The following is a 20,823-nucleotide window of genomic DNA, read 5'->3' as shown; positions in this document are numbered from 1 at the left end:
CGGCTTAGCGCTGCTGTTGCTTCAGCAGGGCAAACTCCGTGAGCGTCATCCCCTGCGTCCGGGTCGCCAGCCAGCTGAACAGGCCTTCCAGATCGTCATACAGGCGTTCAATATCAGCCTCCGTTTTAAACGTGGGGCTGCCATCTGGCATAAACTCGGATGAATGCAGCATGAACTCCACATAGTCGTTGCCCTGTGCGAGCGTCTGTTCTGCCACCTGTTTCATCTGGGCCAGATTCCCCCCCACCGGACGCAGCCAGTTCACTGAAGGTCCACGCTGCCTGCCGCGGATGCCATTCCACACTTGTTTGAGCTGATTGGTGAACGCGCCATAGCGATACTGAATGCTCATCGGCAGTTCCAGCAGCGGGCTGTCGCCCGGCCTGGAAATATCCTGTTCATCGAGGAAATAAGCGCGATCGGGGAAATGGCTGTAATCCGTTCCGCCCTGTCCCTGCGGTGCACCCTGCGCATTACGCCAGCTCACGCGCGGCGTAACCGAGCAGTCAACCAGATAGCCCTGATCGATCAGGGCGCGGGCGTACACTTCATTAAATGCCCAGCGGCCGGCGCGGTGGCTGGTCATTTTACGCTGAAAAGCGTTCTCCAGCAGATCGGTCATAAAGGCGACTTTATCGCGCAGGACGTTTTCCGGATATTCGATCAGATAAGGTTGGTAACGCCACTCATCGTCGGTCAGCGCATATTCAGGTGGACTGTACCAGGCATGTAAATGCATACCGATTTCGCCCTGACCGCGCGCCAGCAGATCGCGCCCGAACTCGACATAAGCCGGGTCACTGGCCATCTCATAGTTGGTCAGCCAGGTCGGTTTAAAAGCGTATTTCTCACACAGCGCCTGGAAGCGCGGTAAAAACCGGACGTTATGGGTAGTGACCTTGCCGCTGCGATTGCGCCACAGGTTATCCCCTTCGGTATCAAGGGTAATTAAAAAGGCAGGTTTTTCCATAACTTATCCGGTGAATTACAGTGTTATAATCGCTATGGTACGCAACGCCACTGACGGGCGCAAACTTTTCCCATGCGGGTTCAGGGGGAAGTCGATAGCGGTATAAGATTAGTTAAACTAGAATAATTTAAACTCTTCACTGGCCTGAATTTTATCAATTAACCGAGCGCACGTTCGTGTAAAATTACCTGGCCATAAAAATAATTAATTGAATTTTCTTATATTAAGTCCTGATAGCACCGGGAATGATAGCAGCTAAGTCTTTACAGCAGACTGGCATGTAGGGGTAAAAAATTTTGTCGAAACGCATTTTAATGGTGATTGATGGCCTGCCGGGCGGCGGCGCCGAAAAAGTCGTACTGACTCTGGCGGGGGGCTTCCTCAGTCAGGGACACCAGGTTTCGATCTTCTCATTGCGGAAGGTATGTGATTACCCTATTCCGGCTGGCGTGGATTACCAGGTGATTCTTGATCGCTGTAACCACCCGTGGCGCAAGCTGACAGAAACATGGCGCCGCGCGCGCCTGCTGGATCGTGCGGTGCGCGACAGTGAAGCGCGGCACGGCAAATTTGATCTGATCCTCTCTCATCTGCATAAAACTGACCGCATTGTCAGGCAAACGCCTGCTCTCGATGGAGACAGGACCTGGTTTTGTCTGCACGGCGTGTTTTCTGCTTCGTATCTGGCACGTAAAACCGGCTTCTCGCTGTGGCTGAAGCGGCTGAAAATCCGTCATGTTTATCAGGATCGCCAAATCGTCGGGGTTTCGCAGTACGTCATCGACGATATGGTGCAAAACATTGGCGTACAGCCTCGCCAGGCCAAAGTGATCGCCAATCCTTTCGATTTTGACAGCCTCGCCCGGCTGGCCGCTGAACCCTGCCCGTTAGCCGGCACCGATTTCCTGGTGCACGTGGGACGCTTCCATGAAACCAAACGCCATGACCGCCTGCTCGAAGCATATGCCCTGAGTGGCATCACCGCGCCGCTGGTTTTGCTGGGACAGGGAAGCGAAAAAATAACGCAAAAATTGCGTGAGCAGGCGCAGAATTCTGGCATTGCGGAGCGCGTACGCTTCGAGGGTTTTCAGCGCAATCCTTATCCCTGGATACGGCACGCGCGCCTGCTGGTGGTCAGCTCCGACAGTGAAGGTTTTGGTAATGTGCTGGTCGAAGCCCTGAGCTGCGGCACCCCGGTGGTCAGTACGCGCTGTCCGGGCGGTCCTGTTTCGATCCTCACCGGCGAACTGTCACGCGGTCTGGCAGAGATGAATGCAACATCGCTGGCAGAAAAAATGCGAGAAATTTATACAACTCCCCCCAGGTTGCAACATCTGGACTTAAGCATTTATAGTTTGAGCGTTGTTTGCCAGCAATACCTGCAGCTTATTCAGGTGGCGGAGACGTCATTTTCAACCACGCAGCACGTTTCAGGTTAACAGGTCCCCCATGACGGTGTGACCGAATCATGGGGATGACTACTTGACGTACGTACTACTGTTTATTCTTTTTTCGCCGGTCAAATGGGTGATGAAGTTTGTCCATGGCCGCACCGGTAAAAATCTGGTGATACAAACCGCTAAAATCGGCGACTATATTAATATCACGCCGTTATTATCCCACCTGGGAAAAAGCGATGCCCTGCTGAGCTATAGTGTCGCCCCGCTGGCTGAACGTGACGCCACGCTGGAGCACATCTGGTATATCGAAGATCATCGCTCCGGTTTGATGAAAAAAATAAAACTGGTGTGGCAGCTGCTCAATCGCTACGACAATATTTATTTGCTGCATCCCACCAATCTCAATTTATTTATTGCCGCCTGCTGCAATGCCAGCAACAAACAATTTCTTTCCAGCTATCGCCGCAAAGGCTATCAGGGCCTGTTTTATTTAACGGCCAGCGGCGTGGTTTACCACGAGAAAAATACCTTAACGCTGGAAAATTACCTGAAACTGGCCGATCGCTCTTTTACCAAAGAGAGTTATCCCAAACATGCCACCCTGCCACTGTGGCAACCGGAAACCCTGCCAGCGGAAATTACTCAGGCGCCGGGCATCCGTATTGGTATTAGCGTAACGGCAGGGAATCAGGCCAAAACCATTCCGCCGTTAATCTGGTGTCGGCTTTTCGACCACCTGAGCGATCTCCCCTGCACTTTTTTTGCTTTCGGCGCACCGAATGAACAATCACGCGTTCAGGAGTTGTTTAAAGTTGCCGGTCAGCGAAACAATCTGGTGAGTCTGGTAGGTAAAATTCCGCTCGAGGCGCTGCCTGCCGCCATTAACGAGATGGATTTCTATATCGCCTCGGATTCCGGCAATGTGTATATTGCCGACGCGCAACAGGTACCGGTGATTTTAATTTATGGTCCCTGCTGCGTAGAGGAGCAAAGGCCGCTGGGTGACGTGCTCTTAATTGGCCCGAACCACATCGCGCCCTCTTCGTTTGTGTTCGCTGCGCAATACAAATTTGCCCATCCGGTTGAACAGCTGTTCGAGCTGGATGAACGCAAGCTAAATGATATCCATGATTTTATCCGCACCCGGCAGCAGCAGCGCCTGGCGCGACGGAACAACGAAGAACATGACAGCGCAGCCCGATAGCTCATCCCCGCTACTCAGTCTCATTATCCCGATGTTTAACGCTGGTGCTGACTTTACCGGCTGTATCAATGCATTGCTGGCGCAAACCCTGACGTCGCTGGAGATCATCATTGTTGACGATGGCTCCACCGACGGCTCCGGCGAGCGCGCCGACGCGCTGGCGCAGCAGTACCCACATATCCAGGTGATTCATCAGCCGAACGGTGGCGTGTCGCGTGCGCGCAATGCCGGGCTGGCCGTGGCGCGGGGTAAATACGTCAGCTTTCCCGACGCTGACGACACCATGGACCCGGCGATGTACCAGACGCTGGTCGACATGGCGGAGCGCGATCGGCTGGACGCTGCGCAGTGCAACGCCGAGTGGTTTTTCAAGGCCAGCCAGACAACTAAGCCGATGATTCCGCGGGATCGCCTCACCAGCACTGGCGTATTAAGCGGGCCGGAGTGGCTCAACAAGGCGCTGAAAACCCGGCGTTACCTGCACGTCGTGTGGCTCGGTATCTACCGCCGTGAGCTGATCGAACAGCTTAATCTGCAGTTTGAACCCGGTCTGCATCATCAGGACATCCCGTGGACCACTGAGTTCATGCTCAACGTTAAACGCGTGCGCTACACCGATCGGGTGCTGTATCGCTACTACATGCACGATGCGTCGATCAGCAACCGCAAGCGCACCGGCCAGCACAACGTCGACTATCAGCGTCACTACCTGAAAATCGCGCGCATGCTGGAAGAGATTAATACGCGCTATCGTCACAAGGTGAAGATTTACCCGAGCTTCCACGCGCAGATTACCCGCGAAGCGCTTAGCGTGTGCCACGCTATCCGGCGCGAACCGGACGCCGCAGCGCGCCAGGCAATGATCGCCGATCTGTTTAGCAGCCAGACGCACAAACGCATGCTGCGCAATGCGCGCGGCGCGCGTCAGTGGTATCAGCTGCTGCTGTGGCTGAGCCGCATTTATCGCTGGCGCAATAAATAAGCGCCCGCCGCGGCTTTAACCCCTCCAGGGTTTGCCCTACAATCAGCTCACTGAATTTTGAGATGATTTGAGTATGGCAAGCCCGATTCCAGCCCACTTTGCACCGCAAAATATTTTGCTGATAAAGCTGCGTCATCATGGCGATATGCTGCTGACCACGCCTGCCATCAATGCGCTGCGCCAGCGCTATCCGCAGGCCAACATTGATGTGCTGCTGTATAAAGAGACGCGCCCGATGCTGGAAGCGCATCCGGCGATCCGTCAGCTGCATATCATCGATCGCAACTGGAAAAAGGAAGGCGGCTGGCAGAAGTTTCGCCATGAGGTCGCGCTGGTGCGGGCGGTGCGCGCCTGCCATTACGATGTGGTGATTAATCTGGCCGACCAGTGGCGCAGCGCCATTATTACCGGCCTGTCCGGTGCGCCGGTTCGCATTGGCTTTGCCTACCGCAAGCGCGACAACGCGTTCTGGCGCTGGTGCCATAACCAGCTGGTTTCCACCGACCGTCACCATCAGCTGCACACCGTGGAACAAAACATGACGGCGCTGCAGCCGCTCGGCATTCCCACCGCCGGGGCGACAGCCTCCATGCATTTCAGCGCCGCCGACCAGCAAAAAGTGCAGGATGTCCTCGCTCAGCAGTCGATTACCGGCCCGTTTGTGGTGCTGCAGCCCACCTCGCGCTGGGTTTTTAAGTGCTGGGAAGATGAAAAGGTGGCGCAGCTGATTGATGCGCTGGCCGCTGATGGTCGCAGCGTGGTGCTGACCGCCGCGCCCGATCAGAAAGAGCTGGCGATGATCGCCCATATCCAGTCGCTGTGCCGCACGCCGAACGTGGTGTCGCTGGCGGGCCAGCTCTCGCTGCCGCAGCTGGCGGCGCTGATCGACGCGGCACAGCTGTTTATTGGCGTTGATTCCGCACCGATGCACATGGCCGCGGCGCTGCAGACGCCGTGCCTGGCGCTGTTCGGCCCGACCAAGCTGCAGCACTGGCGCCCGTGGGGCGACAATAACCGCGTTATCTGGGCGGGCGACTATGCGCCGCTGCCGTCACCGGATTCGATCAATACCAATACCGAGCAGCGCTATCTGTCTGCCATCCCGGTTGAGGATGTGCTTGACGCCGCCAGGAGCCTTTTGCATGACTAAGTTACGGCTGGCGATTGTCCGGCAGAAATACCGGCCGGACGGCGGTGCCGAGCGCTTTATCTCACGCGCGCTGGAAGCGCTGGACGGCGAGCAGCTCGATCTCAACATCATTACCCGCAGCTGGCAGGGCACGCCGAACCCGGCCTGGCACCTGCACATTTGCAATCCGGCAAAGTTCGGCCGCATCTCGCGTGAACGCGGCTTTGCCCGCGCGGCGCGCGCCTGCTGGGAGCGGGAAAAATTCGATATCGTACAGAGCCACGAGCGCATCGCCGGCTGCGATATTTTCCGCGCCGGCGACGGTGTGCATCGCGTATGGCTGGAGCAGCGCGCGCGCATTGTTTCGCCGTGGCAGCGGCTGAGCGCCAGCCTGAGCCCGTACCATCGCTATGTGCTGCAGGCGGAAGCGGAGATGTTCAACGCGCCCTCGCTGAAAGCGGTGATCTGTAATTCGCACATGGTGAAGCAGGATATTTTGCGCCACTTCGCGCTGGATGCCAGCAAAATCCACGTGATTCACAACGCCATTGATAGCCAGCGTTTTCAGCCTGCCAGCGATACGCTGCGTCACGCCGCGCGTCAGCGACTCAACCTGCCGCAGGACGCCACGGTGATGATCTACGTCGGCTCCGGCTTCGAACGCAAAGGGCTAAAGGCCGCTATCGAAGCGGTCGCTAATAGCGATCGCTACCTGGTGGTGGTCGGCCAGGACAAACAGCTGGCGCGCTATCAGCAGCTGGCGAACCAGCTTAACTGTCTTGACCGCCTGCGCTTTGCGGGCGTGCAGCAGGACGTTCAGCCGTTTTATCACGCCGCCGATGCGCTGCTGTTGCCAACCCTGTACGATCCGTTCCCCAATGTGGTGCTGGAGGCGATGGCCTGCGGGCTGGCAATCATTACCAGCACCGGCTGCGGCGGCGCAGAATTTATCACCAACGGTGAACAGGGTTTTGTCTGCGATGCGTTGGATATCAAAGCGTTAAACGAAGCGGTAATCGCAACGCCCGCACTTTCGCTCAATCCGGCGCTGGGCGAAGCCGCACGTCGCAAAATTGAACCTTATGGTCCGCAAAGACTGGCGCAGGCGCTGACTTCGCTTTATCAGCACGTCCTGCAAACCCGTTGACGAAGTGGTATGAGCAGGCGGTCAGTTTCTGTTAACATGCCGCCTTTCCTGTGTTTTTTGACGCGAACTGGTCGTAACCTTAACTATGACGACTCTCTATACAGCCCTGCTTTATCTGATTCAGCCACTGATCTGGCTGCGCCTGTGGCTGCGCGGTCGAAAAGCACCGGCCTATCGTAAACGCTGGGCGGAACGCTACGGCTACTGCAGCGGTAAAGTGGCACCGCACGGCATCGTGCTGCACTCGGTTTCGGTCGGTGAAACGCTCGCCGCCGTGCCGCTGGTGCGCGCGTTGCGTCATCGCTATCCGACGCTGCCCATTACCGTGACCACCATGACGCCCACCGGCTCCGAGCGCGCCCAGTCGGCGTTTGGCAAAGACGTGCACCACGTCTATCTGCCGTACGATTTGCCCGGCTCAATTAACCGTTTCCTCGATACCGTCGACCCGCGGCTGGTGATTATCATGGAAACCGAGCTGTGGCCGAACATCATTCGCATTCTGCATCAGCGCCAGATTCCGCTGGTGATTGCCAATGCGCGCCTGTCTGAACGCTCCGCCAGAGGTTATAAAAAGCTCGGCGGTTTCATGCGTGACCTGCTGCAGCGCATTACGCTGATCGCCGCGCAGAACGTCGAAGATGGCGATCGTTTCCTCAGCCTCGGCCTGAAGCGCTCGCACCTGGCCGTGACCGGCAGTCTGAAGTTTGATATCTCCGTTACGCCGGAACTGGCAGCACGCGCGGTGACGCTGCGCCGCCAGTGGGCGTCGCGCCGGCCGGTGTGGATCGCCACCAGCACGCACGAAGGCGAAGAGGCCATCGTGCTCGACGCCCATCGCCGCCTGCTGCAACAGTTCCCGGATCTGCTGCTGATTCTGGTGCCGCGCCATCCGGAACGCTTTAAAGATGCCTGCAACCTGACGCAAAAACGCGGCTTCAGCTTTACCCTGCGCAGCAGCGGCGAGATTCCCTCCAGCGCCACGCAGGTGGTGATTGGCGATACCATGGGCGAACTGATGCTGCTGTACGGCATCGCCGATCTGGCCTTTGTCGGCGGCAGCCTGGTGGAGCGCGGCGGCCACAATCCGCTCGAGCCCGCTGCGCATGCCATTCCGGTGCTGATGGGCCCGCACATCTGGAACTTCAAAGATATCTGCGCCCGTCTGCAACAGGCGGAAGGGCTGATCACCGTTACTGATGTGGTGTCGCTGGAAAAAGAAGTGGCGAACCTGCTGCAGGATGACGATTATCGCCGCTACTACGGCCGCCACGCGGTAGACGTGCTGCACCAGAATCAGGGCGCACTGCAGCGTCTGCTACAGTTACTCGAACCGCATCTGCCTCCACGAGCTCATTAACGCATGTCACAACGCCAACGTCTCTCCGTGGTGATGATCGCCAAAAACGAAGCTGAACTCCTTCCGGAGGCGCTGGCTTCCGTCAGCTGGGCAGATGAAATCATTCTGCTGGATTCGGGCAGCAGCGATGCGACCATCGAGGTGGCACGCGCGCACGGTGCACAGGTCTATCAGGCAGACGGCTGGGCCGGCTTTGGTAAGCAGCGTCAGCGCGCCCAGGCCTTTTCCAGCGGCGATATGATTCTGATGCTGGATGCCGATGAACGGGTTACGCCAGAACTGCGCCGCGCCATTGAGCAGGTGCTGATACAGCCACCCAGCGATAAGGTTTACAGCCTCGGGCGCAGTAATATGTTTCTCGGCCGCTTTATGCGCCACAGCGGCTGGTATCCCGACCGCGTGCTGCGCCTCTATCCGCGCCATCTGCGCTATAACGACAATCTGGTGCACGAATCGCTGGAGACGCAGGGCACGCCGGTGGTGGCGCTGCCGGGTGATTTGCAGCACCTGACCTGCCGCGACCTGATCGCCTTCCAGCGCAAGCAGATGAACTATGCCGAAGCCTGGGCGCAGGAGCGCTTTCAGCGCGGCAAGCGCTGCAGTATTCTCTCTGTTTTCAGCCACACCGCAGGCGCGTTTATTAAGACGCTGCTGCTGCGCGCCGGTTTTCTCGATGGTAAACAGGGCTGGATTCTGGCGGTGGTCAACGCACAATACACCTTTAATAAATACTCGGCGCTCTGGGCGCTGCATCACACCTCAACACAGGGCCGCGTATGAGCACTAAAGCGATTTATCCTGGCACATTTGACCCGATGACGCTGGGCCATCTGGATATCGTCACGCGCGCAGCGCAGATGTTTGATCGCATCGTGCTGGCAATTGCCGCCAGCCCGAGTAAGAAGCCGCTGTTTAGCCTTGATGAACGTGTCGATCTGGCGCGCCAGGTTACGGCCCATTTGCCAAATGTTGAGGTGGTTGGCTTTAGCGATTTGATGGCGAATTTTGCCCAGGCGCAGAACGCGAACGTGCTGGTGCGCGGTCTGCGTGCGGTATCGGACTTTGAGTATGAGCTGCAGCTGGCGCACATGAACCGTCATCTGCTGCCCACGCTGGAGAGCGTGTTTCTGATGCCGTCCGAAGGCTTCTCATTTGTCTCGTCGTCGCTGGTCAAGGAAGTGGCGCGCCATCAGGGTGACGTGCAGGCATTTCTGCCTGCCGTGGTGCATCAGGCGCTGCTGGCGAAGCTGGCGCAGCCGTAATCAGTGCTGGCAGCGTGGACACCAGAAGGTGCTGCGCTGACCGTGTTTACCGCTGAGGATCGGCGTACCGCAGGCGCGACAGGGCTCGCCAGTGCGTCCATACACCTGCAACTGCTGCGCAAAATAGCCTGGCTTACCGTCGGTCTGCAGGAAATCACGCAGCGTGGTGCCGCCCTGCTCAATCGAACGCAGCAGTACGGCTTTGATGGTGTTCGCCAGCAGTTCCGCTTCCGCTTCACTCAGGCTCATCGCCGGACGATCGGGTAAGATCCCGGCGGTAAACAGCGATTCGCTGGCATAGATGTTACCCACGCCCACCACCACTTTGTTATCCATCAGCCACTGCTTGATCACCGTGCGTTTGCCGCGCGACTTTTCATACAGATACCCGCCGCTGAAGGCATCGCTCAGCGGTTCCGGACCGAGGTGCGCCAGCACGCTGCTGCCTTCCGGATCGGTAGTCCACAGCCAGGCGCCAAAACGCCGCGGATCGGTATAGCGCAGCACTTTGCCATTGCTCATCACCAAATCGACGTGGTCGTGCTTCGCAGCCGGCAGTTCGCCGGGCAGAACGCGCAGGCTGCCGGACATGCCAAGATGAATGATGATCCAGCCGTGCGGCAGCTCCAGCAGCAGATACTTGGCGCGACGCTGTACGCTGAGCACCGGCTGGTCGCTCAGCGCGTGGATTTCATGGGAAACCGGCCAGCGCAGACGCGGATTGCGCACAATGGCATGCAGAATGGTTTCTCCCACCAGGTGAGGTTCTATACCGCGTCGGCTGGTTTCTACCTCAGGTAATTCAGGCATCTCATCTCCTCAACGTAGCGCAGAAACAAAAAACCCGGCCGGAGCCGGGTTTTTCGCAAGAACACCAAAATTACTTAATTTTGGCTTCTTTGTAGATCACGTGCTGACGTACAACCGGATCGAACTTTTTCAGTTCCAGTTTCTCAGGTTTAGTACGTTTGTTCTTCGTGGTGGTATAGAAGTGACCTGTACCAGCAGAGGAAACCAGCTTGATCTTCTCACGAATACCTTTAGCCATGATTCAGTTCCTTAGTACTTCTCACCACGGGCGCGGATTTCGGCCAGAACCGTATCGATGCCCTTTTTATCAATAACACGCATACCTTTAGCAGATACACGCAGAGTAACGAAGCGCTTCTCGCTCTCAACCCAGAAACGGTGAGAGTGCAGGTTCGGCAGGAAACGGCGTTTCGTCGCGTTCATTGCGTGGGAACGGTTGTTACCGGTCACCGGACGCTTTCCAGTTACCTGGCAGACTCGTGACATTTCTATTCTCCAAAAATCAAATCAGCTCGAGCTTTAAAAACTAGGTTTTGGCCGCCTCGTCAGGCCTTAGCCCGCCCAGGCGAGTTCCATGTGAACCCGCTAAGCTGGCCCAAACGCCAAACCCGAGATTCTCAAAGGTGGCGTAGTATACGCCGCTAAGCCGAAGTGCTCAAGTCCCGAACAGATAAAGATCCCTCCGGATCGCGCAAAAACGCCGGATTTCTGCCCAGTTGACGCCGCGAATTACAGCCAGCCGCGCTCGGCGAAAGAGGTAAACTCGCCGTGACCAATCACCAGATGATCTAATAAGCGGATATTCAACAGCGCGCAGGCCTGCGCCACCTTGCTGGTAGTCTCACGATCGGCACGGCTCGGTTCCGCCATGCCGGACGGATGATTGTGCGCCAGTATCACCGCCGCCGCGTTGAGCTTTAGCGCCTCACGCACGATTTCACGCGGATGCACTTCCACGCTGGCAATGGAGCCGGAAAACATCTTCTGCGCCTGCAAAACGCGGTGCTGGTTATCCAGAAACAGCGCCATAAAGATTTCACGCTCCTGATGTGCCAGCACGCTTTGCAGGTAGTGGCGCGTGACCTGCGGATTCTCCATCACATTTTCGCGCGCCAGCTGGCTGGCAAAAAAGCGCCGCCCCAGTTCCGCAATGGCATGCAGTTGCGTCATTTTGGCGCTGCCGACGCCCTTTATCTGCCCGAGCTCCTCTTTACTGGCGGTCATGATGCGATACAGCGAACCGAATTCATTCAGCATCAGCCGCGCCAGCCCCATGACGCTGTTGCCGCGCGTGCCGGTACGTAAAAAGATCGCAAGCAGTTCGGCATCGCTTAGCGCCTCGGCGCCCAGCAGCGTCAGTTTTTCCCGTGGTGCCAGTTCCGTCATCGTTCCGCCCTCCCTGCAATGCCCCCATTCTGCGCCGGTGCATTGCAGGCCACCAGCGGCGCGTGACAAATTCCAGAGCCGGCTCGCAAAGGGCGCAGGCAGTGAAAAGGCGGGTCGCCGATTTTGTGATAAAGTTGCCTGCATCTGTCGCGCCAGGCGCGGCACTCTGCGTTGAAGTGAGGCAAACAACATGATGGGATTAGCCGGAAAAAAAATTCTGCTGGGCGTCAGCGGCGGCATCGCGGCCTATAAAGCACCGGAACTGGTGCGCCGTCTGCGCGATCGCGGCGCGGATGTCCGCGTGATGATGACCGATGCAGCCAAAGCCTTTATTACGCCGCTCAGCCTGCAGGCGGTTTCCGGCTATCCGGTGTTTGATGACCTGCTCGACCCGGCGGCCGAAGCGGCAATGGGCCATATCGAACTGGCAAAATGGGCCGATTTGATTGTGCTTGCGCCCGCAACCGCCGATCTGATTGCACGCATTACCGCCGGCATGGCAAACGACCTGGTCACCACCGCCTGCCTGGCCAGCGCGGCACCGGTCGCCATCGTGCCGGCCATGAACCAGCAGATGTACCGCGCGGCCGTGACGCAGGAGAATCTGCAGCGTCTGGCGCAGCGCGGCGTGCTGGTCTGGGGACCGGACAGCGGCAGCCAGGCGTGCGGTGATATCGGCCCGGGCCGCATGCTGGACCCGCTGGCCATCGTTGCGCATGCGCTGGAGTGGGCCGCGCCCGTCAACGATCTGCAACATCTCAACATTATGATCACCGCCGGTCCGACGCGTGAAGCGCTGGATCCGGTGCGCTATATCAGTAATCACAGCTCCGGCAAGATGGGCTATGCAGTTGCTGCTGCGGCGGCAAAGCGCGGCGCAAACGTGACGCTGGTTTCCGGTCCGGTGAACTTAGCCACGCCCGCCGGCGTGACGCGCATTGATGTCAACAGCGCACTGGAGATGGAAGCGACGGTGATGGCGCAAATCAGCCAACAAGATATTTTCATTGCCAGCGCAGCCGTGGCAGACTACCGGGCGGCAAACATTGCCGCAGAGAAAATTAAAAAACAGGGTGGCGATGATAACGTCACGCTGCAGCTGGTGAAGAACCCGGATATTGTTGCAGGCGTCGCGGCGCTCAAAGTGCAGCGCCCTTTCGTGGTGGGATTTGCTGCCGAAACCCAGAATGTGGAAGAATACGCGCGGCAAAAACGGGTGCGGAAAAACCTGGACCTGATTTGCGCCAATGATGTGGCGCAGGCCGGGCAGGGCTTCAATAGCGACACCAATGCTCTTCACCTTTTTTGGCAGGAGGGAGAGAAAGTCTTACCACTCAGTGATAAGACGCTCCTTGGCCAACAATTAATAGACGAGATTGTCAGCCGTTATGATGAAAAAAATCGACGTAAAAATACTTGATGCGCGCGTAGGCAAGGAATTCCCACTACCCACCTATGCGACCTCTGGCTCCGCGGGTCTCGATCTGCGCGCCTGCCTTGATGACGCACTGGAAATCGCACCGGGCATGACCACGCTGGTGCCGACCGGCCTGGCGATTCACATTGCCGATCCGTCACTGGCTGCCGTCATCCTGCCGCGCTCCGGTCTCGGTCACAAACACGGCATCGTACTGGGTAACCTGGTGGGGCTGATTGACTCCGACTATCAGGGCCAGCTGATGGTTTCAGTGTGGAACCGTGGCCAGGATAGCTTCACGCTGCAGCCTGGCGATCGCCTGGCTCAGCTGGTGTTTGTACCGGTGGTGCAGGCCGAATTTAACCTGGTGGAAGATTTTGACGCCAGCGAACGCGGCGCAGGCGGTTTCGGTCACTCTGGCCGTCAGTAATACGCTCACTTTTCGCATAGCCATCTTTTTATTTCTTGTCGCCACAGGCCGCTTTATCTGTGGCAGATAAGGCAGTATTGCCTGTTTTTGGTGAATTTCAGGGGTGTTGAAGGTCATGGCAGAAAAAAAAGTCGCGAAACGGAATCGTCGCGAAGAGATTTTGCAGGCGCTGGCGCAAATGCTGGAGTCGGGCGATGGCAGTCAGCGTATCACCACCGCCAAGCTGGCCGCCAATGTCGGCGTTTCGGAAGCGGCGTTATATCGCCACTTTCCCAGCAAAACGCGCATGTTTGATAGCCTGATTGAGTTTATTGAAGACAGTCTGATTACCCGCATCAATCTGATCCTGAAAGATGAAAAAGTGACGATGGCGCGTCTGCGCCTGATCGTGCAATTACTGCTGGGATTTGGTGAGCGTAATCCAGGGCTGACGCGCATCCTGACCGGCCACGCGCTGATGTTTGAACAGGATCGCCTGCAGGGGCGTATTAATCAGCTGTTTGAGCGTATCGAAGTTCAGCTGCGCCAGGTGATGAAAGAGAAGAAGATGCGCGACGGCGAAGGTTTCCAGACCGATGAGACGCTGCTCGCCAGCCAGCTGCTGGCGTTCTGCGAAGGTTTGCTGTCACGCTATGTGCGCTCGGAGTTCCGTTATCGTCCGACCGCCGATTTCGACAGCCGCTGGCCGTTGATTGCCGCACAGCTGGTTTAATACGCACAGCGGATTTGTAGCGGCGCGATTCATCGCGCAATAAATTGCGCCGCTACGCTATCGTGCGGCGCTGACTACCGCGGCAAAAACTCAAAACCTGACTCTTTGCGATACGCCCCGACCTTCGCCACCAGGTGCGCATTAATGCGCACCCTACGCCCTGGCATCCTGCGACTGTAGGGGCGCCATTCATGGCGACCGCAGCAAACCTTAAATGCCGTACTCTTTGCGATACGCCCCGACCTTCGCCACCTGGTGCGCATCAATGCGCACCCTGTGACCTGGCATCCTGCTACTGTAGGGTCGCCATTAATGGCGACCGCGGCAAACCTTAAATACCGTACTCTTTGCGATACGCCTTCACCTTCGCCAGATGGTCGGCCATCTCTGGCTTCTCCGCCAGGTAATCAATCAGCTCGCTCAGCGTAATGATCGCGGTGACCTTGCACTGATAATCGCGCTCCACTTCCTGAATCGCGGAAATCTCGCCACGGCCACGCTCCTGGCGGTCGAGTGAAATCAGCACGCCGGCCAGCGTGGCGTTATGGGCATTGATGATGTCCATTGATTCACGAATTGCCGTGCCGGCGGTGATCACATCATCGACCAGCATCACTTTGCCCTGCAGCGGGCTGCCCACCAGTAAACCGCCTTCGCCGTGATCTTTGGCCTCTTTACGGTTAAAACAGTACGGCACATCGCGGTCATGATGATCGGCCAGCGCCACGGCAGTAGTGGTCGCAATGGGAATGCCTTTGTAGGCCGGGCCAAACAGCAGGTCGAAATCGACGCCGCCATCCACCAGCGCCTGCGCATAGAAACGGCCCAGCAGCGCTAAATCGCGCCCGGTATTGAACAGACCGGCATTGAAGAAATAGGGACTTTTGCGACCGGACTTCAGGGTGAACTCACCAAACTTCAATACCCCTTTGTTCAGGGCGAACTCAATAAACTGACGCTGCCAGGCTTTCATTTCTCACTCCTCAAATAAAGAAAAGGCGACTCTGTGGTCGCCTGTTACATCAATCAATTAACGCCGCTTTCTGCGCCTGAATCAGCTGCTCAATGCCGCCGCGCGCCAGCGCCAGCAGCTGCAACAATTCGTCATGGCTGAACGGCTCGCCTTCTGCGGTGCCCTGCACCTCAATCATGCGGCCATCTTCGGTCATCACCACATTCATATCCGTTTCAGCGGCAGAGTCTTCGACATACTCTAAATCACACACCGCTTCACCGGCCACGATGCCGACCGAGATCGCCGCCACCATGCCTTTCAGCGGGCTGGCTTTCAGTTTACCGGCTGCCACCAGCGCGTTCAGCGCATCCGCCAGCGCCACGCAGGCACCGGTGATTGCCGCGGTGCGCGTGCCGCCGTCGGCCTGAATTACGTCGCAGTCCAGCGTGATGGTGAATTCACCCAGCGCCTGCAGATCAACCGCCGCACGCAGCGAGCGGGCGATAAGGCGCTGGATTTCCAGCGTACGACCGCCCTGCTTGCCTTTGGCGGCTTCACGCGCCATACGGCTATGCGTCGAACGCGGCAGCATGCCATATTCTGCGGTTACCCAGCCCTGGCCTTTGCCTTTGAGAAAACGCGGCACGCCCTCTTCAACGGTCGCGGTGCACAGGACTTTGGTTTCGCCGAACTCGACAAGAACCGAGCCTTCCGCATGTTTGGTAAAGTGACGAGTGAGGGTGACGGGACGCACTTCAGAAGTGCTACGGCCTGCTGGACGCATGGTTTCTCTCCGGCTTGCTTGGGTTTGGCTGCGCATTATACGGACTTCACAGGCGGCTGTCCTGCCCGCGTGCAGGCAGCGCGTGTTACAGCGCCGCGCACACCAGCGAGTCGATACGCGTCACCGGTTGTGTCGCAAAACGATGTTTAAACTTGTCGCGCAGCGCGTTAATGCTTTCGGAGCTGGCCCGATCCGCAGGATGAAGCAATACCAGTACCTTGCGATTGCCCTGCGGGCCGCGGGCATCGTAAGTCGTCAGCGGCGAGGGAAAGTGCGGCGTGATGTCGCGTTCAGCAAACTGCGACCAGCCCGCTGCGCCAGCGGAGGACGGCAGGTCAAACCACAGCGTGGTTTGCATCATCATCTCGCCGGCCCCGCACACGGCCACGGGCGCGGTGTGCGGCGGAATAACCTGCGGGGTGGGCGGAGAAGTCTGACATCCGCTTAACATCATGGCGAAGCCCAGCGGCCTCATCCATTTATTCAACATCTTAGCCTCAGAAGTTGCCTGTCTCATCTGTCACAGCATAGGCCGCCGATGACCATTCCGTCATCATTTTTGCTTTCAGCTGCAGCAGGCTTTCATCTGTTGGATAGAGAGTCAGCGCCTGACGCAGCAGCCTGCGCGAGCGTTGATAGTGCCGCAGATGCCACTCAATCATTACCGCATTCCGGAACACGTTGAGATCGTTATGGCGCTCCAGCCACAGCGACGACTGCTGCACAAAGCGCGCCAGCAGGCGCTCATCCCGCGTCTGGTTGTAGCGCATCAGGCAATGCACCATTTCACCGAACTCATAGCGCTCGCCCTGAATCCACGGATTCCACAGCTGATCGCGTGAAGGATACGAGAGGAACTGACCGCGCTCCGCCTGGGTGAGCAGCGCGTTGGTCTGCAGGCCGCTGAAGAAAAACAGCATCAGCGCAATCGCGCCGCCGGCCATGTTCAGGCGCAGCATACGCGACGGCAGTCCCGGCGTCGCAGGTTCAATCATTGATCGATCTTCGGGCTGACGTAACGCCAGATGGGTAAGCAGCATCAGCAGCCACAGATGCGGCAGCGATTGATAGAGCGGAAATTCGACCATGGTGTGCAGCATGACGGGCAGCGTCAGACTCCACAGCATCAGGCGCTGCGGCTGACTGCGCCAGCGCCACAGCGGCGTCAGCCATGCCAGCAACACGGCGGTGAAGCCTACCATCGGCAAAACACCGCCTTCCACCCAGCTATACAGCCACTCGTTATGGGGATGGGTGGCGTTGAAATCTTTCAGGTGGATCGCGTCCACCATGCGTATCCGCGAAAAATGATACTCAAACTGACCAAAGCCCCAGCCGCTGAACGGTTTTTCCATGATCATCCGCAGCGTGTATTCCAGCAGCTGCTGGCGCGCCAGGTCGGACGCCGCAAATTCACGCATGCCAGGCGCTAATTCATTGCGCAGCAGCAGGGCGCACAGCACGGCCAGCGCCATCACCATGACGATCCTGATGATTACCGCGCGCTGGCGACGATCGCACACCAGCAGCATCACCAGCAGCGCCAGCGCAAAACCAAACGCACCGGTACGCGACTGCGTCAGAAGCAGTGCCAGGCTGTTGATCAGCACTGCCGGAAACAGCAAGAGGCGGTGCCTGATGTCAGATTGCAGACAGAGCCAGACCGTAGCCGCCAGACCGGTCGCCAGAAAGCTGGCCAGCAAATTGAACTGCTGAAAAATACCGTAAGGGCGAATCTGGCCGGCGTGATAACGAAACTCCATCAGCGTTTGCAGCTGGGCCGGAAAACAGGTTTGCGCAATCGCCAGCAGCGCCTGCAAGGTGCTGAGCAATACGATGCCGGCAATGATTTGCTGACGCTGCTGCCAGAGCTGCGGCATCAGGCCCAGCAGCAGCCACAGAATGAGTATGGCACTGAGCCCCAGTAGCCGGATAACGCCGGTCAGCAGTCCGTTATCGTTCTCCTGCAGGATCACCGCCAGCGCAAAGCAAAACAGCATCAGCAACAGCGCATGCGTCATGACGTTGTCATCAATTAAATCGCGCGGCTGGCGCCAGTTCTTCAACAGCAGCGTGGCCGCCAGCAGCGCGAGGCAGCCTGCAGTGAGCAAATTCAGCGGCAGATCAAAGCCATTGCCACCACTGTTGGGCAGATAAATCAGCGTAGGGAGAAAACAGATAAGACAGGCCAGCGAAGCGAAAGGGAAAGAGGCGACTTTCTCACCGCACTGTCCCCGACGCCGCCGCTGCAGAAATTGCTGCATCAGCAAAGGTGGCGTGACGCGCGGGTCTCGTCCGGACAGATACCACGACATAAAACAGAGAAAGAGCATAGCAAACCCAATTGCCGAAACAGGCCAAAAACTGTCTCGTTGAATAATGGTTGATAGACTTTGGCTACAGAAAATGTACGGCCAAAAAGCTGTGAATGGTGTGAAAACCCCCGTGAATCATGGTGATTCACAGAGCTGTGATGATGAAAAATATTTTCAAACACCGTTAATCTGTATCGCTGCAGGTTAAGCCGATCTCCCTCTGATAAGTGTTTAACTTTAACCATCATAAAAAGATTAATTAACATTAATATCAATAACGCGGATTAAAGCATCATCAAGGCATGCTGATCAGCAATGTTGCTGAAGCATTGAATTCACCACCGCTCAGCGGTTGTCCTTTCTTTTTCACCGGGAACACGGTGATAACTTCTGACGCCATGCCGTTGATTAACCGGACAGCAGAAGTGCCCATCGGTTTGAGCAATTGTCCTTTATGTTTAACTGCAATGCCCAGATCAGGATAGTTGGTGGCGATGAGTTCATCCGAGAAAGAGGTGGTGCCGGCGACTAAGCGTAAATTGACTTCCTGATTTAATGCGGAACTGCATTTGACTTCTAACGGCACATCTTTGTAGTTGGCGGTATTGGACACTGATTCAGAAACGGAGCTTACCGCGATGCGGTCAAATTCAACGTTAATATCCGTGCCGTTATTGATATCGCAGACAATGGGTACCGGGATGATAATGCCGTGAGGTCCGATAACGATTTTTAGCAAGGGTTTTTCGGGTCTCGGAGGATAAGGCCGCGTTACATATCCAATAGTATAAATGGTGGCAATCTCTACATTGGGTGGAACAAAAATTGCTCCACCCACAATATCTTTAGTTATAATAAAATCAGTCAGGTTATATCCAGCAGTTGAAAAAACATCATGAACCCTACCTAAACCTGGCTTTATTACCCCACGACCAGGACCTTTATATCTACCATCTTCGAAGCGCACTGGATAAGGATACCAGTCTGGCGCATATACTTGCACCTTCACGTCTACTTCATCGGTGAGCCTGTAATATCCGCTATTTTTAACTGATGGGATGAAATAGGCGCCAAGGTCAGCCTCGATACGCACACTATTCCATTCATATTTTCCAGGGTTGTTACATATGCCAGAAAAATACCCTAATGATTCATCAAAGAATATCCTGCCACTCGCTCCTTCTTTAGGAGGCGTGTAGCTAGCCAAACGGCCTGATGTCAACACCATTACCGCTAAGGGGTCAGTCCAGCAGGCATAATCAAGACCAGCATGAGCCTGATGAGAAAAGGTGCTCATGAAAAAAGCCTTAGCAATAAATAATATATATTTCCTTCGCAACAAAATAATCATCATAGTCTATTCACGCACAAATATTTTAAAACAATCAAATTAGACCGTTGTTATTTTGCAAAGAATCGCAAAAGATACCTGCCTCCTGAGAAATCAGAATCGAGCCAGACTTACAATGTGCAATACAACAACCATCATGCTTTATTTAAACAGAGCTCAGTCTGGTGTCACAATTAAGATCGCAGAAGCAGTAAATTCACCTGATTCTAACTTGGACATTTTATTTTTTACAGGAAATATACTAAAGGCAGCATGACCTAACCCATCATATATATCCATTGGAAAAGAGTCGTACGGCTTTATTATTACCCCATTATGAAGCATGGCAAGACCTAAACTTTGATTACTTGTTGCCACCAGATTACTCGAAAATGGAGAGAACTCTGAAACCAGCTTTATTCCAACCTTTTTTGTGATACTCTCACTACACGACACGTCAATAGGAATGTCTTTGATGAAGGACGGATTTGATTCAGAATCAGAAACAGCTGCAATACTTAAATTACCAAACTCTACCTGAATTAGATTATCCTGATTAATTTTACAGACAACAGGAACTGGGATTATAACTCCTCCGCCCATAATAACACCTTGAAGAAGTGGATCTTCAGGTTTAGGTGGGTATGGAGATATAGTTAAAACTCTATACATATCGTAGAGCTTTACACCAGCCGGTATAATTATAGCCCCACCAATGATATCCCGCCTAAGTACTAAATCTATAAAACCCTCACCTGCGGCTGAAAAATTATTAACGTATATTCTTTCACCCACACCATTTGGCTTGACAGCTCCGCTTACAGAATTCGGAGGAATCATAGGAAACTTATAACTTTTATAAATTGTCCCAAGAGATATTCTGATATCAACATCTTCACTTAATTTATAGTACCCTTGATTTAACTCAGAAAGAGAAAATAATGGATTCATATCCCCATAATAATGCATGCCATTCGGTGTTCCCGCAAAACTTTTATTACAATAACCAGGAAATGTTGTTGGCTCTGTCTTAAAGAAAATTCTTTTCTCTGTACCTTTTCTATTAGAAGGGAAAGAGCCAATTGAAGTTGCTGAAATTGCCGTGATATTTACGGGTTCTCCCCAGCATGCGTTTTCATTCCTTGCATAAGCGACTACCGAATTAATCATCGTGAAAGAAATGAAGATAATAATTAATTTTCCCATTTGTAGCGCCCTTAATTTTAAAGC

22 protein-coding genes are annotated in these 20,823 nt (G+C 55.6%); 11 read left to right on the top strand and 11 right to left on the bottom strand.

The features are described 5' to 3' along the window. Positions 1 to 4: 4 nt before the first annotated feature. Positions 5 to 970, bottom strand: a complete 966-nt coding sequence (locus tag KOL70_RS12845; protein ID WP_132466119.1) for a polysaccharide deacetylase family protein — start codon at positions 968 to 970, stop codon at positions 5 to 7. A 314-nt stretch (positions 971 to 1,284) separates the two neighbouring features. Between KOL70_RS12845 and KOL70_RS12840 the strand changes: the two genes are divergently transcribed. The 8 genes from KOL70_RS12840 to coaD all read left to right on the top strand — a co-directional run bounded on the left by KOL70_RS12840 (position 1,285) and on the right by coaD (position 9,454). Then, positions 1,285 to 2,409: a glycosyltransferase gene (locus KOL70_RS12840; protein WP_058759422.1), complete on the top strand. Its 1,125-nt coding sequence runs from the start codon at positions 1,285 to 1,287 to the stop codon at positions 2,407 to 2,409. 43 nt (positions 2,410 to 2,452) lie between these two features. Further along, the gene (locus tag KOL70_RS12835) at positions 2,453 to 3,574 is read left to right on the top strand and encodes a glycosyltransferase family 9 protein (RefSeq protein WP_058759423.1); all 1,122 of its coding nucleotides are present in this window, start codon (positions 2,453 to 2,455) and stop codon (positions 3,572 to 3,574) included. Further along, the gene (locus KOL70_RS12830) at positions 3,555 to 4,556 is read left to right on the top strand and encodes a glycosyltransferase (RefSeq protein WP_132466122.1); all 1,002 of its coding nucleotides are present in this window, start codon (positions 3,555 to 3,557) and stop codon (positions 4,554 to 4,556) included. Before KOL70_RS12835 ends, KOL70_RS12830 begins: the two co-directional genes overlap by 20 nt. A gap of 73 nt (positions 4,557 to 4,629) precedes the next feature. Next, the gene (gene rfaQ, locus KOL70_RS12825) at positions 4,630 to 5,706 is read left to right on the top strand and encodes a putative lipopolysaccharide heptosyltransferase III (protein WP_215480753.1); all 1,077 of its coding nucleotides are present in this window, start codon (positions 4,630 to 4,632) and stop codon (positions 5,704 to 5,706) included. Beyond that, complete coding sequence (locus tag KOL70_RS12820; RefSeq protein ID WP_215480752.1) at positions 5,699 to 6,832, top strand: glycosyltransferase family 4 protein; 1,134 nt, start codon at positions 5,699 to 5,701, stop codon at positions 6,830 to 6,832. The genes rfaQ and KOL70_RS12820 overlap by 8 nt, the downstream gene beginning before the upstream one ends. Before the next feature lie 85 nt (positions 6,833 to 6,917). Then, positions 6,918 to 8,192, top strand: coding sequence for a lipid IV(A) 3-deoxy-D-manno-octulosonic acid transferase (gene waaA, locus KOL70_RS12815; RefSeq protein WP_021507071.1), 1,275 nt, complete (start codon positions 6,918 to 6,920; stop codon positions 8,190 to 8,192). A 3-nt stretch (positions 8,193 to 8,195) separates the two neighbouring features. After that, positions 8,196 to 8,972, top strand: a complete 777-nt coding sequence (locus KOL70_RS12810) for a glycosyltransferase family 2 protein (RefSeq protein WP_215480751.1) — start codon at positions 8,196 to 8,198, stop codon at positions 8,970 to 8,972. Next, the gene (gene coaD, locus KOL70_RS12805; RefSeq protein ID WP_021507073.1) at positions 8,969 to 9,454 is read left to right on the top strand and encodes a pantetheine-phosphate adenylyltransferase; all 486 of its coding nucleotides are present in this window, start codon (positions 8,969 to 8,971) and stop codon (positions 9,452 to 9,454) included. Before KOL70_RS12810 ends, coaD begins: the two co-directional genes overlap by 4 nt. Here coaD and mutM read toward each other — a convergent pair whose 3' ends face one another. From mutM to radC, 4 genes are all read right to left on the bottom strand, one after another. Beyond that, a complete protein-coding gene (gene mutM / locus KOL70_RS12800) occupies positions 9,455 to 10,264 on the bottom strand; it encodes a bifunctional DNA-formamidopyrimidine glycosylase/DNA-(apurinic or apyrimidinic site) lyase (protein ID WP_088516674.1) in 810 nt (269 codons plus the stop codon). It lies immediately after the preceding gene. Between the two features lie 70 nt (positions 10,265 to 10,334). After that, on the bottom strand, positions 10,335 to 10,502 hold the full coding sequence (gene rpmG, locus KOL70_RS12795) for a 50S ribosomal protein L33 (protein WP_001051798.1): 168 nt from the start codon (positions 10,500 to 10,502) through the stop codon (positions 10,335 to 10,337). A gap of 11 nt (positions 10,503 to 10,513) precedes the next feature. Further along, the gene (gene rpmB, locus KOL70_RS12790; protein ID WP_010616494.1) at positions 10,514 to 10,750 is read right to left on the bottom strand and encodes a 50S ribosomal protein L28; all 237 of its coding nucleotides are present in this window, start codon (positions 10,748 to 10,750) and stop codon (positions 10,514 to 10,516) included. A gap of 243 nt (positions 10,751 to 10,993) precedes the next feature. Beyond that, positions 10,994 to 11,650, bottom strand: a complete 657-nt coding sequence (radC, locus tag KOL70_RS12785) for a DNA repair protein RadC (RefSeq protein WP_215480750.1) — start codon at positions 11,648 to 11,650, stop codon at positions 10,994 to 10,996. A gap of 190 nt (positions 11,651 to 11,840) precedes the next feature. Between radC and coaBC the strand changes: the two genes are divergently transcribed. The 3 genes from coaBC to slmA all read left to right on the top strand — a co-directional run bounded on the left by coaBC (position 11,841) and on the right by slmA (position 14,209). Beyond that, positions 11,841 to 13,070 (top strand): bifunctional phosphopantothenoylcysteine decarboxylase/phosphopantothenate--cysteine ligase CoaBC, encoded by a 1,230-nt coding sequence (gene coaBC / locus KOL70_RS12780; RefSeq protein WP_215480749.1) that lies wholly within the window; start codon positions 11,841 to 11,843, stop codon positions 13,068 to 13,070. After that, complete coding sequence (gene dut / locus KOL70_RS12775; RefSeq protein ID WP_215480748.1) at positions 13,039 to 13,497, top strand: dUTP diphosphatase; 459 nt, start codon at positions 13,039 to 13,041, stop codon at positions 13,495 to 13,497. The genes coaBC and dut overlap by 32 nt, the downstream gene beginning before the upstream one ends. Before the next feature lie 115 nt (positions 13,498 to 13,612). Next, positions 13,613 to 14,209 (top strand): nucleoid occlusion factor SlmA, encoded by a 597-nt coding sequence (slmA, locus tag KOL70_RS12770; protein ID WP_215480747.1) that lies wholly within the window; start codon positions 13,613 to 13,615, stop codon positions 14,207 to 14,209. 331 nt (positions 14,210 to 14,540) lie between these two features. Here the strand turns inward: slmA and pyrE are convergent, their stop codons facing one another. The 6 genes from pyrE to KOL70_RS12740 form a co-directional block, all read right to left on the bottom strand. After that, a complete protein-coding gene (gene pyrE / locus KOL70_RS12765) occupies positions 14,541 to 15,182 on the bottom strand; it encodes an orotate phosphoribosyltransferase (RefSeq protein WP_021507081.1) in 642 nt (213 codons plus the stop codon). A 49-nt stretch (positions 15,183 to 15,231) separates the two neighbouring features. Further along, positions 15,232 to 15,948 carry a ribonuclease PH gene (rph, locus tag KOL70_RS12760; protein ID WP_021507082.1) on the bottom strand — a complete coding sequence of 239 codons (717 nt, stop codon included), beginning with the start codon at positions 15,946 to 15,948 and terminating at the stop codon, positions 15,232 to 15,234. 85 nt (positions 15,949 to 16,033) lie between these two features. Continuing rightward, positions 16,034 to 16,438, bottom strand: a complete 405-nt coding sequence (locus tag KOL70_RS12755; protein ID WP_072208552.1) for a DUF3574 domain-containing protein — start codon at positions 16,436 to 16,438, stop codon at positions 16,034 to 16,036. A gap of 7 nt (positions 16,439 to 16,445) precedes the next feature. Further along, complete coding sequence (locus tag KOL70_RS12750) at positions 16,446 to 18,281, bottom strand: PglL family O-oligosaccharyltransferase (protein ID WP_215480746.1); 1,836 nt, start codon at positions 18,279 to 18,281, stop codon at positions 16,446 to 16,448. Between the two features lie 277 nt (positions 18,282 to 18,558). Continuing rightward, on the bottom strand, positions 18,559 to 19,617 hold the full coding sequence (locus KOL70_RS12745) for a fimbrial protein (RefSeq protein WP_215480745.1): 1,059 nt from the start codon (positions 19,615 to 19,617) through the stop codon (positions 18,559 to 18,561). A gap of 153 nt (positions 19,618 to 19,770) precedes the next feature. Further along, positions 19,771 to 20,799 carry a fimbrial protein gene (locus KOL70_RS12740; RefSeq protein ID WP_215480744.1) on the bottom strand — a complete coding sequence of 343 codons (1,029 nt, stop codon included), beginning with the start codon at positions 20,797 to 20,799 and terminating at the stop codon, positions 19,771 to 19,773. Positions 20,800 to 20,823 lie beyond the last annotated feature (24 nt).

Source organism: Pantoea sp. B270, from assembly GCF_018726825.1.
GTDB lineage: Bacteria > Pseudomonadota > Gammaproteobacteria > Enterobacterales > Enterobacteriaceae > Pantoea > Pantoea dispersa.
Note: the sequence above shows the minus strand (reverse complement) of the source record. Positions and strands in the feature narration are given on the sequence as shown.

Excerpts from the sequence above, each read along its gene's own strand:
- coaD (WP_021507073.1), top strand. The coding sequence starts at position 8,969 with ATGAGCACTAAAGCGATTTATCCTGGCACATTTGACCCGATGACGCTG.
- radC (WP_215480750.1), bottom strand. The coding sequence starts at position 11,650 with ATGACGGAACTGGCACCACGGGAAAAACTGACGCTGCTGGGCGCCGAG.
- KOL70_RS12740 (WP_215480744.1), bottom strand. The coding sequence starts at position 20,799 with ATGGGAAAATTAATTATTATCTTCATTTCTTTCACGATGATTAATTCG.
- rpmG (WP_001051798.1), bottom strand. The coding sequence starts at position 10,502 with ATGGCTAAAGGTATTCGTGAGAAGATCAAGCTGGTTTCCTCTGCTGGT.
- dut (WP_215480748.1), top strand. The coding sequence starts at position 13,039 with ATGATGAAAAAAATCGACGTAAAAATACTTGATGCGCGCGTAGGCAAG.
- rpmB (WP_010616494.1), bottom strand. The coding sequence starts at position 10,750 with ATGTCACGAGTCTGCCAGGTAACTGGAAAGCGTCCGGTGACCGGTAAC.
- KOL70_RS12750 (WP_215480746.1), bottom strand. The coding sequence starts at position 18,281 with ATGCTCTTTCTCTGTTTTATGTCGTGGTATCTGTCCGGACGAGACCCG.
- KOL70_RS12830 (WP_132466122.1), top strand. The coding sequence starts at position 3,555 with ATGACAGCGCAGCCCGATAGCTCATCCCCGCTACTCAGTCTCATTATC.
- KOL70_RS12755 (WP_072208552.1), bottom strand. The coding sequence starts at position 16,438 with ATGTTGAATAAATGGATGAGGCCGCTGGGCTTCGCCATGATGTTAAGC.
- waaA (WP_021507071.1), top strand. The coding sequence starts at position 6,918 with ATGACGACTCTCTATACAGCCCTGCTTTATCTGATTCAGCCACTGATC.
- pyrE (WP_021507081.1), bottom strand. The coding sequence starts at position 15,182 with ATGAAAGCCTGGCAGCGTCAGTTTATTGAGTTCGCCCTGAACAAAGGG.
- mutM (WP_088516674.1), bottom strand. The coding sequence starts at position 10,264 with ATGCCTGAATTACCTGAGGTAGAAACCAGCCGACGCGGTATAGAACCT.
- coaBC (WP_215480749.1), top strand. The coding sequence starts at position 11,841 with ATGATGGGATTAGCCGGAAAAAAAATTCTGCTGGGCGTCAGCGGCGGC.
- KOL70_RS12820 (WP_215480752.1), top strand. The coding sequence starts at position 5,699 with ATGACTAAGTTACGGCTGGCGATTGTCCGGCAGAAATACCGGCCGGAC.
- KOL70_RS12845 (WP_132466119.1), bottom strand. The coding sequence starts at position 970 with ATGGAAAAACCTGCCTTTTTAATTACCCTTGATACCGAAGGGGATAAC.
- slmA (WP_215480747.1), top strand. The coding sequence starts at position 13,613 with ATGGCAGAAAAAAAAGTCGCGAAACGGAATCGTCGCGAAGAGATTTTG.
- KOL70_RS12745 (WP_215480745.1), bottom strand. The coding sequence starts at position 19,617 with ATGATGATTATTTTGTTGCGAAGGAAATATATATTATTTATTGCTAAG.
- rph (WP_021507082.1), bottom strand. The coding sequence starts at position 15,948 with ATGCGTCCAGCAGGCCGTAGCACTTCTGAAGTGCGTCCCGTCACCCTC.
- rfaQ (WP_215480753.1), top strand. The coding sequence starts at position 4,630 with ATGGCAAGCCCGATTCCAGCCCACTTTGCACCGCAAAATATTTTGCTG.
- KOL70_RS12810 (WP_215480751.1), top strand. The coding sequence starts at position 8,196 with ATGTCACAACGCCAACGTCTCTCCGTGGTGATGATCGCCAAAAACGAA.
- KOL70_RS12840 (WP_058759422.1), top strand. The coding sequence starts at position 1,285 with ATGGTGATTGATGGCCTGCCGGGCGGCGGCGCCGAAAAAGTCGTACTG.